We start from the raw sequence: 17,360 nt of genomic DNA, 5'->3' as shown, positions 1-17,360 counted from the left end.
CGTCTGAGGGGGTTCCATGGAGATGCCGGTGGCCGCCGCGGCGGCCGTGCACATGCTGGTCGAGCGGCGGCAGACCCTGGCGACCGCGGAGTCGCTGACCGGTGGCCTGGTCGCCGCGACGATCGTCGAGATACCCGGGGTGAGCGCGGTCTACCGGGGTGGTCTGGTGGTCTATGCCACCGAGCTGAAGGGCACGCTCGCCGGGGTGCCGGCGGCCCTGTTGGCCGAACGCGGCCCGGTCGACCCGGATGTGGCCGGCCGGCTCGCCGAGGGCGCCCGGGACCGCTGCGGCGCCGACTGGGGCCTCGCGACGACCGGCGTCGCCGGCCCCGAGCCGCAGGACGGCAAGCCGGTCGGACTGGTCTATGTGGCCGTCGCCGGGCCGCCCGGCACCCGGGTGCGTGAGCTGAACCTGACCGGGAACCGGGCGGCGGTCCGCACCGAAAGTGTGACGGCCGTCCTGCAATTGCTCACCGACGTGCTGCGTGCCGCGCCGGCTTCAGTCTGAGCAGGGAATATCTCCGCTGATGCGCCGGTTGTCCGGTTGTGCCGCGCGGGGCGGGCCCCGAGGAATTCGGCGGGGCGGGATGTCGCCGTCGCTCGCGGCAGGTACGGTTGCGGGAAGCCTCCGGCGTGTTGCCGGCGGCCCCGCCCGCAGGAGGAGGTGCCATGGTCCTGCTACGCCGGGTTATCGGCGACGCACTTCGTGCGCGCCGGCAGGGACAGCACCGCACGCTGCGCGAGGTGTCGACCGCCGCGAACGTCAGCCTGGGTTATCTGTCCGAGATCGAGCGTGGTCAGAAAGAGGCCTCCAGCGAGCTGCTCGCGGCCATCTGCGACGCGCTCGGCGCCCGCCTGTCCGAGTTGCTCAGCGAGGTCAGCAGCACGCTGTCGCTCGCGGAGAACATGGAGGGCGTGCTGGTGCCGGTCGACGACAAGCCGGGCGAGCCGGCCCGTCAGGTGGCGACCGACGGCAGCGTGTCGGTCTCGGTGCGCCAGGAGTCGCCCCTGAAGGCGACGCTGCACGCCACCCGCAACAAGAAGCGGGACGTGGTCTACGCGGCTTAGCGACGCTTCCGGCGTCGTCTCCGTGACATGGGGATCCCGCTTGCGCCGGCCGGTGGCCGTGGCCGCGGGATTCTGTCGTTCCCCCGTCGCCGGCTCCCGCGATCCGGACTGTTCGCTCTCCGCCGAATCCGGGCATCCGTGCCCGCGACTGTGGTGCTGCTCACCCACGGTGGGTGGGTTGCCCGGCCACGGGTGGGGTTCACGACGTACCGGCGCGTCGGTGTGAGCGGGACCGGAGGGACCACATCGCGCCCGAAGGATGATTTCGGCGCCGCCGCCGGTGGCGGCGGGCGGTTCTAGGGGGCTTCCGAATCTCGCTCGGGAGACCCGAGGGGCGTAGCCTCGTTCTCAGGCTCGAAGCCAGGGGAGACCCTGAGATCCCCCGTAGGTCGCGTGACGTCACTGGCATCGGGCTGACACGATGGTTTCGCGTCGGCTTCCGGGCCGCGACGCGACCGACCGAGCGACATTGAGGGGATACCGCGAGATGGCGAACCCGTTCGTCAAGGGCTGGCATTACATGATGGCGCTCTTCGGCGCGAAAATTGACGAGTACGCCGACCCGAAGGTGCAGATCCAGCAGGCCATCGAGGATGCGCAGCGGCAGCACCAGGCCCTTGTCCAGCAGGCCGCGGCCGTCATCGGCAACCAGCGGCAGCTCGAGATGAAGCTGTCCCGCCAGATGTCCGAGGTCGAGAAACTGCAGGGCATGGCGCGGCAGGCGCTCGTGCTGGCCGACCGGGCCCGGGCCGCCGGCGACGAGGCCGAGGCGCAGAAGTACGAGCAGACGGCGCAGACCCTGGCCACCCAGCTGGTCTCCGGCGAGCAGTCGATGGAAGATCTGAAGACGCTGCACGACCAGGCCCTCGGCGCCGCCGGTCAGGCCCGCAAGGCCGTCGAGAACAACGCGATGGTGCTGCAGCAGCGCATCGCCGAGCGGTCCCGCCTGCTCAGCCAGCTGGAGCAGGCCAAGATGCAGGAAACCGTGGCCAAGTCGCTGGAGTCGATGTCGCAGCTGGCCGCGCCGGGCAACACGCCGTCGCTGGACCAGGTGCGCGACAAGATCGAGCAGCGGTACGCGAGCGCGATGGGCCGCGCCGAGCTGGCGTCCAACTCGGTCGAGGGCCGCATGCTCGAGGTGCAGAAGTCCAGCCTGGACCTGGCCGGCTCGTCCCGCCTGGAGCAGATCCGGGCCAGCATGGCCGGCGACAAGCTGGGCGGCGCGGCCGCCCAGCCGGCGGTCGGCGGTCAGCAGAACGCCACGCCGGCCGACGCGGCGGGGGTGGCGCGGCTCGACGAGATCCGCGCCAGCATGAACCAGAAGCGCGGCGACACCACGGCCGCCGGCTGACCGACACCGGCGCTCGAAGGGGCATGAGGTGGACGAGCGGAGCAGATACTTCCGCCGGCTCAAGAAACTGCGTGGGTCGGCGCGACGGTGGAGTGTGCTCGGCGGCGGCCTGACCGCGGCGGCCATGGTGCTGGTCCCCTACGCGGGGATCGGCATCGCGGACGCCGCGTGGGCCGCCGGGGCCGGTGCCTCGGTGGTGCTGGCCCGCTGGCGGTGGCGTGACTACCGCGAGCTGTCCGCCCAGCCCGCCCCCGAGCCGGCCCTGCCCGGCCCCCGGTTCACCGCCGCCCTGGAACGCACCCAGGTCGGCCGCACCGTCCTGCACGAGGTGCGCCGGCAGAAGAACCGGTATGCGATGCGTGGCTCCGCGATCGCCGACGCGTGGGACCGGCTCGACCGGGCCTCGACCACCATGGTCGGGCTGGCGGGCCGGCTCACCGGCCCCGGCGAGACCGCCGCGCTGGAAGCCGCCACCGCCGAACACTGGCTGCGAGACCTCGGCCAGCGGGTGGCCAGCGTCGAACGCGCCATCCCGCTCGGGCAGCCGGCTCAGCGAGCCGCGCTGGAGCAGTCGCACGCCGCCCTGGCCGAGCAGTTCGTCGAGGGCGTCACCGCCTTCGAGGAGCTCGTGGCGGCGGCGGCGAGCTATGTGGCCGAGGACGGGCATCCGGTCGCGGACACCCGGCACCCGGCGTATTTCGGGCTGGTCGACGCGGCGGAACGCCTGCGCGGCATCGCCGAGGGACTCGCCGAACTGCGGGACCGGACGGCCCGGTTCAGTTCGCCCGGGCCGGCTCCGGCTGGCAGCGGGGGCACCAGTATGTGATGCGGTCCTCCAGCTCCGCCTTCGTGCCGATCCGGCCGCTGGTGATCCTTATCGGGGAGCTTTCGGCTCGCTGAGTTCCTGCCTGCTGGAGGGGCCGTCCGCTCTCTACCTTCTGGACGGGCCGTCCGCTTTCCAGCTTCTGGACGGGCCGTCCGCTTTCCAGCTTCTGGATGGCTGCTCCGCATCGGCGGCACGGCTGGGCCCGGCGCCCGTACACGTAGCTCGTCTCCCCGCGCCGCAGCGAGCCGGTGGTGGTCTGCGTCCAACGCCCCCGGTTCGAGGCGACCAGCCGCTGCGCCAGCACCACCGTGCCGGTCAGGTCGGCGACATCCGCCACCCGGGTCCACGGCCAGAGGCCGCGCAGGAACAACGTCTCCGCCTTGTACAGATTGCCCACCCCGGCCAGATTCCGCTGATCCAGCAGCGCCTCGGCGATCGGCACCTCCGGGCGGGCGGCGATCCGACGGGACGCCTCCGCCGGGTCCCAGTCGGCACCCAGCAGATCCGGCCCCAGATGGCCGACCAGGCTGTCCTCGTCGGCGGTCCGGATCAGGCTCAGATCGTGCAGGTGATAGCCGACGGCGACCGAGCGGGCAGTTCGCAACACCACCCGGATCAGGTGCGCGGGGCGGCCGGTCCAGCGTTCCCCCGGCGCATACGTCCGCCAGGCGCCCTCCATCCGCAGATGCGAATGCAGGGTGTGCGGGTCGTGACCCTCCCGGGTCAGGCGGAGCAGCAGATGCTTGCCGCGGCTCGCCGACTCGGCCACCGTCCACCCGGTGAGGTCGGTGGCGGCCAGGCGCGGCACCCGGAAGTCACAGCCGGTCAGCACTTCACCGGTGAGGGCGCGTTCCACGACCCGGGCGGTGTTCCAGACGGTGTCTCCTTCCGGCATACCTCCAATTTATGCCGTTCCGGGCCGATCGCACTTCGGCACCTCGTCGGGGCGTCCGCCGATCTTGTGTCCGTTGCCGGTTCGGCGGTGTCCGGTCACCGGTCTGGTTTACGGCGCCGGTTCGGCGGTGTCCGGTCACCGGTTCGGTTTCCGGCGCCCGTTTCAGCGGTGTCGGTCCTCGGTCTGGTTTACGGCGCCGGTTCGGCGGTGTCCGGCCACCGATCCTGTTGCCGCGGTTGGCTTCAGCGGCGTTCGGCGATGCGCACCATGTCGCCGGGGACGACCGAGAGGACCACGACGGCGCGGCCGTTGTTCACCGCGATCGCCACCTGGTCGGCCGAATCGGTGTACACCAGCAATTCGCCGGCCCCGACATCGGCGAACGTCGCCCCGCGCCGGGCCCGGACCGTGCCGTTCACGGTGAGCTCGGTGCCGAGCCCGCTGAGCAGCGCCCCCTCGGCGGCCAGCTGGACGTTGCCGAACCGGTCGACGGTCAGCACCTCCGCCTCGATCCAGCCGTCGCCGACGCTGGCGACCGGATCGGGCAGACGGACCAGCGAAGCCGGGTCGAGCGCCGGACCGGCCTCGGACGGCGCGGCGCCGCCGGCGAGCCGCGCCGCCGCCGGAGCGAACACGTCCCGGCCGTGGAAGGTCCGCGAGACGTCGCCCAGCGTCCACTCCTTGTTGCCCAGCTCGTGGGCCGCGGTGATCCCGCCGAGCGACTCGGCGGCCCAGATCAGCAGGCCGTTGTCCGGGCCGACGAGCAACCCGCCCGGGGTGGCCAGCACCACCCCGCGGCGCGCCGTGCCGACCCCCGGGTCGACCACCGCGAGATGCACCGACGGCGGCAGATGCGGCGCGGTCTGGGCGAGCACGGCGGCACCTCGGGTCACGTCGGCCGGCGGCACGTGATGCGTGACGTCGATCACCCGGACATCCGGGGCGACCCGGGCGATCGAGCCGTGGCAGGCCGCCACGAACCCGTCGAACGTGCCGTAATCCGTGGTGAAGCTGATCCATCCGTAACCGGCCATGGTGGCCAAGTTACTGCCAGTCGCCACCCGATGCGCCCGGGCACGCCGCGCGGATCTGGCAGGGTTGACGTCATGCGTCTCGTGATCTTCACCGAACCCCAGCAGGGTGCCAGCCACGACGACCTGCTCCGGGTCGCCAAAGCCGCCGAGGACGGTGGCTTCGACGGATTCTTCCGCTCCGATCACTACGTCAAGATGGGGGACGTGTCCGGCGCCCCCGGGCCGTCCGACGCCTGGATCACGCTGGCCGCGCTGGCCGTGCAGACGTCCCGGATCCGGCTGGGCACGCTGGTCAGCTCCGCGACGTTCCGGCTTCCCGGCCCGCTGGCGATCGCGGTCGCCCAGGTCGACGCGATGAGCGGCGGCCGGATCGAGTTCGGGCTCGGCGGCGGCTGGTTCGACACCGAGCACCAGGCGTACGGCATCCCGTTCCCGCCGCTGGGTGAACGCTTCGACCGCCTCGACGAACAACTGCAGGTCATCACCGGTCTGTGGGGCACCCCGGCCGGTGAGACGTTCAGCTTCGACGGCAAGCACTACCGGCTCACCGACTCGCCGGCGCTGCCGAAACCGGTGCAGTCGCCGCTCCCGGTGATCGTCGGCGGGCATGGCAAGAAGCGCACCCCGGATCTGGCCGCCCGGTTCGCCGCCGAGTTCAACGTCCCCTTCTCCAAGATCGACGAGCTGCCCGCGCATTTCGACCGGGTACGTGCGGCCAGCGCCGCCATCGGCCGCGCCGAACCCCCGGCTTTCAGCGCCGCCGCCGTCCTCTGCGCCGGCCGTGACGACACCGAACTGCGCCGCCGCGCCGCCGCCATCGGCCGTGAGGTCGAGGAGATGCGGGAGAGCGGCGGCGTGGTCGGCACGCCCGGCGAGGTGGTCGAGACCATCAAGCGGTATGCCGAGGCGGGCGCATCCCGGCTGTTCCTGCAGGTACTGGACCTGTCCGACATCGAGCACATCGAGCTGGTGGCCTCGGAGGTGCTGCCGCACATCTGATCGGCTGATGGTGGCCGCTTCCCCACCCCGGGCAGAAGCGGTCACCACCCGCGCGGTGTAGCCCCGGGCCCGGCCGCGCGCAGCGGCGCCGCTCACCCGCCGCCGCTCACCCTCGTAGCCGCAACCCGCGCGGCGTAGCCCGGAACCCGGCGGCGGTCAGCGCCTCCCGCAGCGCCGCCGCTCACCCGCCGCCGCTCACCCTCGTAGCCGCAACCCGCGCGGCGTAGCCCGGAACCCGGCGGCGGTCAGCGCCTCCCGCAGCGGCGACGCATGCACCGATTCTCCGTCCGCCCGTTCCACCGACATCGCCCCGAGCGCCCCGGACCGCACCGAGGCGGCCAGCGCCTGCCCGGCCGCGGTCAGCGCCTCCGGATCGTCCGCGAACGACAGCAGCGTCCGCCCGCCGCGTTCCACGTAGAGCACGAGCTCGCCGCCGACCAGCACGACGAGCGCCCCCGCCTTGCGTCCGGCCCGGTGCCCGGCTTTGGCGACCGGCTCACCGTCCCCGCTGTCGACGATCCGTTCCGGCCAGGGCAGCGCCGCCCCGTACGGGTTGGCGGGATCCGACGCGGCCAGCACCAGCCCGCCCGCCCCGGTGCGTTTGGCGAGTTCCGCCGGCTCGGCCAGGGCCCGCAGCCGGTCCACCGCGCCGGGCACCGCGAACTGCGCGGCCCCGAGCCCCTCGACGAAGTAGCCGCGGCGGGCCGCCCCGCGTTCCTCCAGCGCGCTCAGCACCGGGTAGACCGCCGCGAACCCACCGGTCACCCCTTCGGCCATCACCGCGCCCCGGGTCACCACCCCGTGGCGTTCCAGGAGCAGGTCGGCGAGGGCGGCGGCCCGCCGGGTCGGGTCGGGGTCCCGGTCGGGCAGCCGGGACCAGCGGCCGGCCATGTTCAGCGGCCCGGTCCGGGACGGCAGGTGCGGCCGCCCGGGCCGCCGGTAGCGGCTTCGGGCCGGCGCGGCTTTCGCCCGGTGCGCGCCGCTGCCGCCGAGCAACGCGCGCAGTGGGGCGAACGTGTCGTTGGTCAGATGCCCGGCCCACACCAGATCCCAGACGACGGCGGCCAGGTCGGTGTCGTCGGTCGAGCCGGCCCGGTCGGACAGCGACCGGAAGAACAGCGCCTGCCCGTCGCCGAGCGCGTCCAGCACCGCCTGGTGGGCCGGGGTGAGCGCGAACTCCTCGTCCGGCGGGGGGAGCAGCAGCGGCGCGGAGTCCGCGTAGGCCAGGGTCACCCACCCGTCGCCACCCGCGATCGACCCGGACCCGGCCCACAGCACCTCGCCGCTGCCGCACAACTCGTCGAGTTGCGGCGGGGCGTAGTCGGCGATCCGGGCCGGCAGGACCAGCCGCTCCCACGCGGACGCCGGCACGGCCAGCCCCTGCACCTGTTCGATGACGGCGGCCAGCGCGTCGACACCGCGCGCGTTGCCGCCCACCTGGTGCCAGCGGGGCAGGAACGCGGCCAGCACCTTCGGCGGGACCGGTTCGATCTCCCGGCGCAGCGCGGCCAGCGACCGCCGCCGCAGCATGCGCAGCACCTCGGCGTCGCACCATTCGGTGCCGGCGCCGTCCGGGGAGAATTCGCCGGAGGTCACCCGGCCGGTCGCGGACAGCCGTTTGAGGGCCTGCTCCACCACGAAGACGCCGAGCCCGAACCGGGCCGCGCAGGTCGCCGCGAGGAACGGTCCGTGCGTGCGGGCGTAGCGGGCGACCAGGTCACCGAGCGGGTCGGCGACCGGCTCCAGGTACGCCTCGGCCAGCCCGACCGGCAGGGCCACCCCGAGGGCGTCCCGATACCGCCCCGCGTCGTCGACGCCGATCCAGCGTTCCTCGCCGGCCACCCGCACCCGGATCGCCCGGCGGGCCGACTCGAGCGACACCACCCAGTCCTCCGGCACGCCGCGTTCGGCCAGCTCGGCCGGGGAGAGGTCGCCGAGGAGCCGGAGCAGCTCGGCCGCGTCCTCGGCGTCGCGCGGGCTGCGCTGGGTGGTCCGCCATTGCAGCTGGGCCTCGGTCTCGGTGACCACTCCCGGGTCGAGCAGCTCGCGCAGGTCGACCCGGCCGAGCAGCTCGCCGAGCAGCGTCGCGTCCAGGGCGAGCGCGGCGGCGCGCCGCTCGGCCAGGGGGGCGTCCCCCTCGTACAGGAAAGCGCCGACGTAGCCGAAGAGCAGCGATCGCGCGAACGGCGACGGCCGCGGGGTTTCGGTCTCGACGAGGCGGACCTTGCGGCCGGCGATCTCGCGCATCAGGCCGGTCAGGCCGGGGACGTCGAAGACGTCCTGCAGGCACTCGCGGGCCGCTTCCAGCGTCACCGGGAAGTCGGCGAACTCGCGCGCCACGTCGAGCAGTTGCGCCGACCGCTGCCGCTGCTGCCAGAGCGGCTGCCGGCGGCGCGGGTCCCGACGGGGCAGCAGCAGCGACCGCGCCGCGCACTCGCGGAACCGGGAGGCGAACAGCGCGGACGTGCCCACCGACTCCTCGACGATCTGGAGGATCTCCTCCGGGTCGAAGGCGACCAGGTCGGCGCCGGGCGGCTCCTCGGCGGTGTCCGGCAACCGGATCACGATGCCGTCGTCGGAGGGCATCACCTGCCCGTCGACGCCGAACCGTTCACCGAGCCGCCGGCCGATCGCCAGGGCCCACGGCGCGTTCACCCGGGCGCCCAGCACGCAGTGCACGGTCATCCGCCAGTCGCCCAGCTCGTCGCGGAAACGTTCGACGACGATCGTCCGGTCGTCGGGCAGGTGCCGGGTCGACTCGCGCTGCTCGCGCAGGTAGTTCACCAGGTTGCCGGCGGCCCACTCGTCCAGCCCGGACTCGCGCAGCGCGGTGGTGGCGCGCTCGTCACCGGCCTTGACCAGCGCCCGCAGCCGCGCACCGATCGCCCGGCCCAGCTCGATCGGCCGGCCGGGGGAGTCCCCTTTCCAGAACGGCATCCGGGCCGGGGCGCCGGGCGCCGGGGAGACCAGCACCCGGTCCGGGGTGATGTCCTCGATCCGCCACGAGGTGGAACCGAGCAGGAAGACGTCGCCGACCCGGGACTCGTACACCATCTCCTCGTCGAGCTCGCCGACCCGGGAGGCTTTCTCCGAGCCGGCCAGGAAGACGCCGAACATGCCCCGGTCCGGGATGGTGCCTCCGCTGGTCACGGCGAGCCGCTGCGCACCGGGGCGACCGGTGAGCAGGTCGGTGCCCCGGTCCCAGACGAGCCGCGGGCGCAATTCGGCGAAGGCGGTCGACGGGTACCGCCCGGACAGCATGTCGAGGACCGCGTGCAGCGCCGACTCGGGCAGCTCGGCGAACGGCGCGGCCCGCCGGATCAGTGCGGCCAGCTCGTCCACCGGCCAGGCATCGAGCGCCACCATGGCGACGATCTGCTGGGCGAGCACGTCGAGCGGATTGCGCGGATAGCGCAGCTCCTCGATCGCCCCCTCACTCATCCGTTCCGCCACCACGGCGCAGGACAGCAGGTCACCGCGATGCTTGGGAAAGACCACCCCGCGCGAGACGGCCCCGACCTGGTGCCCGGCCCGGCCGATGCGCTGCAGCCCGGCCGCGACGGTCGGCGGCGCCTCGATCTGCACCACCAGGTCGACCGCGCCCATGTCGATGCCCAGCTCCAGGCTGGAGGTGGCGACGACGGCGGGGAGCCGCCCGGATTTCAGCGCCTCCTCGATCTGCTTGCGTTCCTCCCGCGAAACGCTGCCGTGATGCGCCCGGGCGACGACGGGTGCCGCCCCGAGGGTCGCTCCGGCCTGCGCCATCACCGCTGCGGGCATCCCGGCGGCGCCGTTGCCCCGGAAACCGGCGGGCTTTCCGCCCGGCCTTCCCCCCGGCGCCGGGCCGTTGCCGGTCCCGCTTGTTGCTTTCCCGGTACGCCGGAACCTCCCCCCGCCGCGCCCCATCGGCATCCCCGAGCCCAGCGAGTCCGCCGACGGCCCCGCCCCGAGTTCGTCGAGTCCTGCCGGTAGTCCTGTCCCGAGTTCGTCGAGTCCTGCCGGTAGTCCCGTCCCGAGTTCGTCGAGTCCTGCCGGTAGTCCCGTCCCGAGTTCGTCGAGTCCCGCCGGCGGGCCTGCCCCGAGTTCGTCGAGCCCAGCCTTCGCCCCCGCCGTGGGTCCGTCGAGCCGTGCCTGCGGCGCTGCTCCCGGCGGCCCCACGGGGTCTCCGGACCCGCCGCGCCACGGGACCTCACCGTGCTCGGCCGCCTGCTCGCCGAGCCGCGCCAGCTCCACCCGCTCCGCCGAGAGCTCGTTGAGCCGCGCGCACAACCGCTCCGCCCCGCGCCGGGAGTTGGTGAAGACGATCGTCGACCGGTGCCCCTCGATCAGGTCGAGCACCCGCTCCTCGACCGCCGGCCAGATCGACGGCGTGTGCCGCCCGCCGTCGAGGTCGTCGCCCGCGGGTGACTCGTCCAGCCGGGTCATGTCCTCGACCGGCACCTGGACGGTGACGTCGATGGTCTTGGTGCTGGGCGGCCGGACGATCTCCACGTGCTGCGGGCCGCCGAGGAACCGCGCGGTCTCCTCGATCGGGCGCACCGTCGCGGACAGCCCGATCCGCTGCGCGGGCCGGTCCAGCAGCGCGTCGAGCCGTTCCAGGGAGAGGGCCAGGTGCGCCCCGCGCTTGGTGGCCGCGACCGCGTGCACCTCGTCGATGATCACCGTTTCGACGCCGCGCAGGGACTCCCGGGCGGCCGAGGTGAGCAGCAGGAACAGCGACTCGGGTGTGGTGATCAGGATGTCCGGTGGCGTACGGGCGAAGCCGCGCCGCTCGTCGGCGGGCGTGTCCCCGGTCCGCATCCCGACGGTGATCTCCGGCGGGGGCAGCCCGAGCCGGCCGGCCGCCTGCCGGATGCCGGTGAGCGGCGCCCGCAGGTTGCGCTCGACGTCGACCGCCAGCGCCTTGAGCGGGCTGACGTAGAGCACCCGGCAGCGACGCCGCACCTGCTCGGGCACCGGCTCCCGGGCCAGCCGGTCGAGTGACCAGAGGAACGCGGCCAGCGTCTTGCCGGAGCCGGTGGGCGCGACCACGAGCGCGTGCCGCCCGGCGCCGATCGCCCGCCACGCGCCGTCCTGGGCAGCGGTGGGCGCGGCGAACGCGGCCGTGAACCACGCCCTGGTGGCCGGACCGAAATTCTCAAGCACCTCTCGCACGCCCACCATCCTCCCCCGGGGGTACGACAAAAACCCGCCGCCGAGACCCACGCGGGGCCCGGGTGATCGGCGTTCCTTGGGCGGTCTGTGCCTGATTATCCTGATAGCCGACGTGATGGGTGGGTGCCGATGGCGGTCAGGCAGATGCTCGTCGCAGGCCGGTACCGATTGCTGGAACCGGTCGGCGCAGGTGGGATGGGACGGGTCTGGCTGGCCCGCGATCAGATGTTGGACCGGGACGTCGCGATCAAGGAGATCGTCCCGCCGGACTGGATGAGCGAGGCGGAGAAGGACCGTCTGCACAGCCGCACGCTGCGGGAGGCGCGCAGCGCGGCCCGGCTGACGCATCCGCACGTGGTGCGGGTGTACGACGTGCTGCACGACGACGGGGTGTCGTGGATCGTCATGGAGTACGTGGCGTCCCGGTCGCTCTACCAGGTGTTGATCACCCAGGGGCCGTACTCTCCGGTCGAGGCGGCCCGGATCGGCCTGGCCGTGCTCGATGCGCTGAACGCCGCGCACCGCGCCGGGGTGCTGCACCGCGACGTGAAGCCGCACAATGTCCTGATCGGGTTGGACGGTCGTGTGCTGCTGACCGATTTCGGTCTGGCCACCTTCGTCGACGACGGCATGGTGACCACACCGGGCCTGATCGTCGGCTCACCGCAGTACGTCTCCCCGGAACGGGCGCGGGACGGCGCCTCCACGGTGGCGGCGGACATGTGGTCGTTCGGGGCGACGCTGTACGCCACGGTCGAGGGTCAGTCCCCGTACGCCCGGGACAGCGCCATGGCGACGCTTGCCGCGCTGGCGACCGAACCACCGAATCCGCCGCTGCGGGCGGGTCCGATCGGCCCGATCCTGGAGGGGCTGCTCCGGTACGCGCCGGAGGACCGGCTGTCCGCGGACGAGACCGAGCGACGGCTGCGCGCGGTGCTCGGGGAGACCGGGCCGGCCGCCGCGGCGAGGCCCGCGACCGTGGTCGCGCCGGTGACCAGGATGGTCGCCGAGGACTCGCCGACGGTGGCGGCCGTTGCACCGCCATCCGAGGCAAAGACCGATTCGGATCGTACGGAGGTGGTCCCGGTCGCTACCGGCGAACTGGTTCGCACCGCGGATCTGGCGGGGACCGGGCTGGTCCTGGAAGGGGAGTCGGGTCCCGCCGAATTTCCCGAGGAGGACGAGGCGGATCACGACGATGACGCCGAGGACTCGGACGGCTGGTGGCAGTCCGGGCGCGGCTACATCGACGGCACGTTCACCGTCACCGACGATCTCGATGCCGGCTCCGTCCCGGCGGCCGCCGGCCACTCGCACTACGGTGCCGGCCGGTGGACCGACGGGGGGAACCGGGCCCCGAGCAGTTCCGGCGTGCCGCGCGCCCACCACAATCGGCAACCCTCCGCGGCCGGGCGGCCGGCGGCCACCCGGTTGCTGCGCCGTGGGAACCAGGCGACGGTACGCGGTATCCCCTCGCCACGCAGCCCGGTCTCCGGCCCGTTGCCGGACACCGGGGTGCCGCCCGGACGCTGGGCACTGCATCCGCTGCCGGCGAAACGGATCTCCACCCGCGCGGTGCTCGCCGGTCTGCTGGCCGTCGCTCTGATCAGCGGCAGCCTGCTCAGCGTCCATCTGATGCAGCGGGACGACTCCGCCCCGCAGATGGTGCATTCGCCCATGCCGGCCCCGTCGGGCATGTCGTCCTCCGGGATGTCCCCATCGGACATGTCCCCATCGGACATGTCCCCGTCGGGCATGTCGTCGTCCGGCATGCCCGCGTCCGGGATGTCACCGTCGAGCCGGGCCTCGGCGCCCGAGGCGGGCGCGTCACAGCCGCGGGCATCGCCGACCGGGTCCGTCTCGCCGGTGACCGCCGGTTTCTCGCCGATCGTCTGCGACGCGCCGGCGCCGCACCATGCCCCGGTGGCGCCGCAGGCCGGTGCCGGCCGCGGCGTCGACGGCTGGCGCCTGCAGGCCGGCTGGTCGTACTTCACCGACGGGACCGGATTCCACCTTCCGGTCCCGGACGGCTGGACCTATCAGCGGATCGGCAGCACGTACTGCTTCCGGGAGCCGCGCGGAGGCCGGGTGCTGAGCCTGGACGTGGGCCGGCCGGCCGCGACCGCCCCGCTCCAGGGATGCCGTGCCGAGGACCGGCGGCTGCGGGCGAGCCGGCAGGTCCGCGACTACCGGGCGATGTCGCTGGCCCCGGTCGTCCTGCTGCACGCGGCGGTCGACTGGGAGTTCCGTTACCGCACCTCCGGCGGTGTGCTGCGGCGCGCCAGGACCCGCTGGCTGTCGATGGGTGGCCGGGCCTACGCCCTCGGCTGGGCCACCCCGGAGGCCGCCTGGGCCGCCGAACTGGGCAAGCTCGAAATGGTGTGGAGCACCTTCTACACCGACGGCGGCACCCCGGCCAGCGCCAGCCGCGGCTGACGAGCGGTCCGGCGTGAGCATGCGGCTGACCAGCGGTCGGGCGTGAGCATGCGGCTGACCAGCGGTCGGGCGTGAACATGCGGCTGCTCGGGCGGGTCAGCCGTGCGCCCGCGGCTGCTCGGCTGGGCCGGGCGTGAACATGCGGCTGACCCGTGCGGTCAGTCGAGCGGGCCGGACCCGCTCCGTCAGCTCAGGCTGGCGGTGGCCAGCTTGATGCTGAACCCGACGAACAACGCGCCGACCCCGGTCGCGGCCCCGGCCGCCAGCCGCCGGCGCCGCTGGAACTGCCCGACCAGGAAGCGGCCCCCGAAGATCAGCGCCGTCAGGTACAGCGCGCTGAAGAACTGCACCACCGCACCCAGCACCAGGAACGACAGGGCGGGGTGCGGGTAGCCCGGCTGGACGAACTGGATGAAGAACGAGACGAAGAACAGGATCGCCTTCGGGTTGAGCAGACTGATCACGGCAGCCCGCCGGAACGGCCGCTGCATCTCGGCCGGCTCCTCCGTCGCCTCGGTGGCGGACACCTCGCCCCGGCCACGCCAGCGGGCCCGGGCGCCGCGCAGGATGCCGGCCCCGACCCAGGCCAGGTAGCCGGCGCCGGCGTATTTCAGCACCAGGAACAGCGGCGGGTAAGCCCCCAGCAGCGAGGAGACCCCGGTCGCGGAGAGGACCATGAGCACCGTGTCGCCGAGGAAGACCCCGCACGCCGCCTGATATCCGGCCCGCACGCCACGACGGGCGCCGACCGACAGCACGAAGATCGAGTTCGGCCCGGGCAGCAGGATGATGGCGACCACACCCAGCACGTACGTCCAGAAATCGGTGATGCCCAGCATCAGTCGCGCCTCCCCAGGCCGATCAGCCGGCAGCCAAGCGGTCCCGCAGGCGCCGCGCCGCGGCCGGCCACTCGTCCGCCGTCATCGCGAAGACTACGGTGTCGCGCCAGGTGCCGTCAGGTCGCAGACGCTGCCGCCGGAGCAGCCCGTCCCGACCGGCTCCGAGCCGGGCGATCGCCTGCTGGGAGCGCTCGTTGCGAATATCGGTGTACCAGAACACCTTGGCCGCGCCGAGCACGTCGAAAGCCCGCTCCAGCAGCAGGAGTTTGGCCTCGGTGTTCACCCCGGTGCGCCACCACCTGCGGCCCAGCATGGTGTGACCGATCCCGACCGAACGGCGGTCCGGGTCGACGTCGTGGTAGGTCGTCATGCCCATCACCACGCCGGTGACCGGGTCGACCTGGGCCCAGCCGGCCCGGTCACCGCGCCACTGGCCCCGGATCACCTCGGCGACGTCCTCGGCCATGTCCGCCACGCTGCTCGCCCGCTGTTGGGGGATGTGGCGCCAGACCTCCTCGTCGTCGAGTGCCTCGAACAGGCCCGCGGCGTGTGCCGGCGACAGCGGCTCCAGCCGGACCAGCCGGCCCTGCATCAGAGCCGGGGTCTGCCACTCGGTCGCCGGGTTGCCGGGCAGGTAGGCGGGCGGCGGCACGGCGACGCCCGCGTCGCTCTCCGGTGGGCCGGCGACCCGGCGGATCGGCAGCACCCCGGCCCAGTGCGGCAGGTCCAGATCGGCCGGCTCGTCGACCACGCCGCCCTCCCTGACCCGGGCCGACACCTCGGCGAGCGGCAGCGCGAGCACGCTGGTCTGCGCCATCTCCCGGTCGGTCGGCGGCCGGCTGCCCGCGGCCCGGCCGGCGCCCACCTTCTCCACCAGGGCGTGCATGGCCGCCGCCTTCTCCGCCGGGTCGGCGACCGGACGGGCGACGCCATGCGCGATCACCGAACGGTAGTTGGCGCTGTGGTGGAAATGCGAGCGCCCGTAGACCAGCCCGTCCAGCAGGGTCACGCTGACGCAGACCGGGACGCCGTCACCGCGGGCGCCGAGGGCCAGCCGGGCGCCGGTGGACCCGTGCAGATAGAGCGTCTCGCCGACGCGGACGTGCAGGGTCGGCAGCACGCGTGGCTCGCCGTCGGCCACGAAGGCCACCGAACAGTCATACGCCTCGTCCAGAATGGCGTGTGCCCGGTCGCGCTCGTAGTGCATGCGCTGGCGGGTCCGGGTCGCGGTGGTGCGGTCGGTAGTCGCGTAGACCTCGGTCATCAGGACCTCCCGGGAGGGCGAAACCGCTTGCTTTCGCCTTTGTACTAGTACAGAATCGTCTGTGTGGCAGAACAGTATCAGGTCAGTGGTGGGACCGCCGCCGAGATTTCGGCCAGCATCGAGACCGGCGTCGTGCGCGGCGACTGGCAGTTCGGCGCCGCCCTCCCGCCGGTGCGGGTGCTCGCCACCGCGCTGCACGTGAGTCCCGCCACGGTCGCCAAGGCCTATCAGGAGCTGCGGCAACGCGGCGTCGTCGAGACCGAGGGCCGGCGGGGCACCCGGGTCCGGTCCCGTCCGCCGGTGGCGCTCTCCCGGTCCGCCCTGCGGCCCCCGGTGCCGGCCGGCCTGCTCAATCTCTCCTCCGGCGAGCCTGACCTGAGCCTCCTGCCGCCCCTCGGGCCGGCCCTGCGGGTGATCGCCGACCAGGTCGGCCCGCCGCAGGGCTACACCTCGGCGGCGACCATGCCGGAGCTGATCGAGGCGGCCCGGCCCCGCCTGCTGGCCGAGGGCGTGCCGGTCGCCGAGGCCGCGATCGCCGTCACCGCCGGCGCGCTGGACTCGATCGAGCGGCTGCTCACCGCCCACCTGCGACCGGGTGACGCGGTCGCCGTCGAGGATCCGGGCTGGGCCAACCTGATGGACCTGATCGCGGCTCTGGGCATGCGGCCGCTGCCGGTCGCGGTCGACCCGGACGGCCCCGAGCCCGGCTCGCTCGACGCCGCCCTGCGCGCCGGCGCCCGAGCCGTAGTGATCACCGTCCGCGCGCAGAACCCCACCGGCGCCGCGGTCAGCGCCATCCGCGCCGCCGAGCTGCGCGACCTGCTCAGCGACCATCCGGACACGCTGCTGATCGAGGATGATCACGCTGCCGAGCTGGCCGAGGCGCCCCCGCACTGCGTCGGCCCGGTGACCCGGTGGTGGGCGTTCGTCCGTTCCGCCTCCAAACCGTTCGGCCCCGACCTGCGGATCGCCGTGCTGGCCGGCGACGAGACGTCGATCGCCCGCGTCGCCGGCCGGATGCGGATCGGCATGGGCTGGGTCTCCACCGTTGCGCAGCGGCTCCTCCTGCAGCTCTGGCGCGACCCGGAGGTCACTGAGCTGGTCGCCGCCGCGGCCCGGTCCTACGGGTCGCGCCGCCGCCGGCTGCGCCATCTGCTCCAGGCCCGGGGCGTCCGATCATCCGGCGACACCGGCATCAACGTCTGGGTGCCGGTCCCCGACGAGACCCACGCGATCGCCGGCCTGCGCGACGCCGGCTACGCCGTGGCGCCGGGCGCGCTGTTCCGGATCGCCTCACCGCCCGGCATCCGGATCACCGTCAGCCCTCTCGCCGAGTCCGACATCGAGGCCTTGGCCGACGCGGTGTCGACCGTCGTCCACCCGGCCGCCACGGGGCTGCCGATGAGATGACCTCCCTGGAGACCCCGTCAATTCTCCCGACCGACCGCGGGCGGTCCAGATCCGCGCCGGCTCCCGCTTCCTTGCGGGACAGGC

The 17,360-nt window shown here is 73.5% G+C and carries 10 protein-coding genes and 3 pseudogenes; 7 read left to right on the top strand and 6 right to left on the bottom strand.

Annotated features, from left to right (window positions below; genetic code table 11):
* Positions 1-16: 16 nt before the first annotated feature.
* From ACSP50_RS35375 to ACSP50_RS35360, 4 genes are all read left to right on the top strand, one after another.
* Positions 17-508: a CinA family protein gene (locus ACSP50_RS35375; RefSeq protein ID WP_014694130.1), complete on the top strand. Its 492-nt coding sequence runs from the start codon at positions 17-19 to the stop codon at positions 506-508.
* A gap of 161 nt (positions 509-669) precedes the next feature.
* On the top strand, positions 670-1,068 hold the full coding sequence (locus ACSP50_RS35370; protein ID WP_014694129.1) for a helix-turn-helix domain-containing protein: 399 nt from the start codon (positions 670-672) through the stop codon (positions 1,066-1,068).
* 487 nt (positions 1,069-1,555) lie between these two features.
* Entirely contained in the window at positions 1,556-2,419 is an 864-nt protein-coding gene (locus tag ACSP50_RS35365) for a PspA/IM30 family protein (protein WP_014694128.1), read from the top strand.
* 28 nt (positions 2,420-2,447) lie between these two features.
* The gene (locus tag ACSP50_RS35360; protein ID WP_014694127.1) at positions 2,448-3,245 is read left to right on the top strand and encodes a hypothetical protein; all 798 of its coding nucleotides are present in this window, start codon (positions 2,448-2,450) and stop codon (positions 3,243-3,245) included.
* A 166-nt stretch (positions 3,246-3,411) separates the two neighbouring features.
* On the opposite strand, the pseudogene ACSP50_RS35355 reads toward ACSP50_RS35360, so the two are convergent.
* Together ACSP50_RS35355 and ACSP50_RS35350 are read right to left on the bottom strand one after the other, a co-directional pair.
* A pseudogene (locus tag ACSP50_RS35355) lies at positions 3,412-4,140 on the bottom strand (DNA-formamidopyrimidine glycosylase family protein); the annotation flags it as partial.
* 242 nt (positions 4,141-4,382) lie between these two features.
* Positions 4,383-5,174 carry an S-adenosyl-l-methionine hydroxide adenosyltransferase family protein gene (locus ACSP50_RS35350; protein WP_014694125.1) on the bottom strand — a complete coding sequence of 264 codons (792 nt, stop codon included), beginning with the start codon at positions 5,172-5,174 and terminating at the stop codon, positions 4,383-4,385.
* A 72-nt stretch (positions 5,175-5,246) separates the two neighbouring features.
* On the opposite strand from ACSP50_RS35350, the gene ACSP50_RS35345 reads away from it, so the two are divergent.
* Positions 5,247-6,173: an LLM class F420-dependent oxidoreductase gene (locus ACSP50_RS35345; RefSeq protein WP_014694124.1), complete on the top strand. Its 927-nt coding sequence runs from the start codon at positions 5,247-5,249 to the stop codon at positions 6,171-6,173.
* 195 nt (positions 6,174-6,368) lie between these two features.
* Here ACSP50_RS35345 and ACSP50_RS35340 read toward each other — a convergent pair.
* A pseudogene (locus tag ACSP50_RS35340) lies at positions 6,369-10,025 on the bottom strand (helicase-related protein); the annotation flags it as partial.
* 243 nt (positions 10,026-10,268) lie between these two features.
* Positions 10,269-11,336 (bottom strand): annotated as a pseudogene (locus ACSP50_RS45280) (DEAD/DEAH box helicase); the annotation flags it as partial.
* A 186-nt stretch (positions 11,337-11,522) separates the two neighbouring features.
* Between ACSP50_RS45280 and ACSP50_RS35335 the strand changes: the two are divergent.
* On the top strand, positions 11,523-13,763 hold the full coding sequence (locus ACSP50_RS35335; protein ID WP_231956783.1) for a serine/threonine-protein kinase: 2,241 nt from the start codon (positions 11,523-11,525) through the stop codon (positions 13,761-13,763).
* 185 nt (positions 13,764-13,948) lie between these two features.
* On the opposite strand, the gene leuE is transcribed toward ACSP50_RS35335, so the two are convergent.
* Positions 13,949-14,602: a leucine efflux protein LeuE gene (gene leuE / locus ACSP50_RS35330; protein ID WP_014694121.1), complete on the bottom strand. Its 654-nt coding sequence runs from the start codon at positions 14,600-14,602 to the stop codon at positions 13,949-13,951.
* Between the two features lie 22 nt (positions 14,603-14,624).
* Entirely contained in the window at positions 14,625-15,866 is a 1,242-nt protein-coding gene (locus ACSP50_RS35325; protein ID WP_014694120.1) for a bifunctional pyridoxamine 5'-phosphate oxidase family protein/GNAT family N-acetyltransferase, read from the bottom strand.
* Positions 15,867-15,929: 63 nt separating this feature from the next.
* Between ACSP50_RS35325 and ACSP50_RS35320 the strand changes: the two genes are divergently transcribed.
* Positions 15,930-17,276: an aminotransferase class I/II-fold pyridoxal phosphate-dependent enzyme gene (locus tag ACSP50_RS35320; RefSeq protein WP_014694119.1), complete on the top strand. Its 1,347-nt coding sequence runs from the start codon at positions 15,930-15,932 to the stop codon at positions 17,274-17,276.
* Positions 17,277-17,360 lie beyond the last annotated feature (84 nt).

It is taken from the genome of Actinoplanes sp. SE50/110, from assembly GCF_900119315.1.
In the GTDB taxonomy this organism is placed as follows: Bacteria; Actinomycetota; Actinomycetes; order Mycobacteriales; family Micromonosporaceae; genus Actinoplanes.
The sequence above is the reverse complement of the archived record's forward strand: the minus strand, read 5'-3'. Positions and strand labels throughout refer to the sequence as shown.

What these genes read in the sequence shown, in the direction of transcription:
- ACSP50_RS35345 (WP_014694124.1), top strand. Translation starts at nt 5,247, where the DNA reads ATGCGTCTCGTGATCTTCACCGAACCCCAGCAGGGTGCCAGCCACGAC.
- ACSP50_RS35325 (WP_014694120.1), bottom strand. Translation starts at nt 15,866, where the DNA reads ATGACCGAGGTCTACGCGACTACCGACCGCACCACCGCGACCCGGACC.
- ACSP50_RS35335 (WP_231956783.1), top strand. Translation starts at nt 11,523, where the DNA reads ATGGGACGGGTCTGGCTGGCCCGCGATCAGATGTTGGACCGGGACGTC.
- leuE (WP_014694121.1), bottom strand. Translation starts at nt 14,602, where the DNA reads ATGCTGGGCATCACCGATTTCTGGACGTACGTGCTGGGTGTGGTCGCC.
- ACSP50_RS35350 (WP_014694125.1), bottom strand. Translation starts at nt 5,174, where the DNA reads ATGGCCGGTTACGGATGGATCAGCTTCACCACGGATTACGGCACGTTC.
- ACSP50_RS35365 (WP_014694128.1), top strand. Translation starts at nt 1,556, where the DNA reads ATGGCGAACCCGTTCGTCAAGGGCTGGCATTACATGATGGCGCTCTTC.
- ACSP50_RS35370 (WP_014694129.1), top strand. Translation starts at nt 670, where the DNA reads ATGGTCCTGCTACGCCGGGTTATCGGCGACGCACTTCGTGCGCGCCGG.
- ACSP50_RS35375 (WP_014694130.1), top strand. Translation starts at nt 17, where the DNA reads ATGGAGATGCCGGTGGCCGCCGCGGCGGCCGTGCACATGCTGGTCGAG.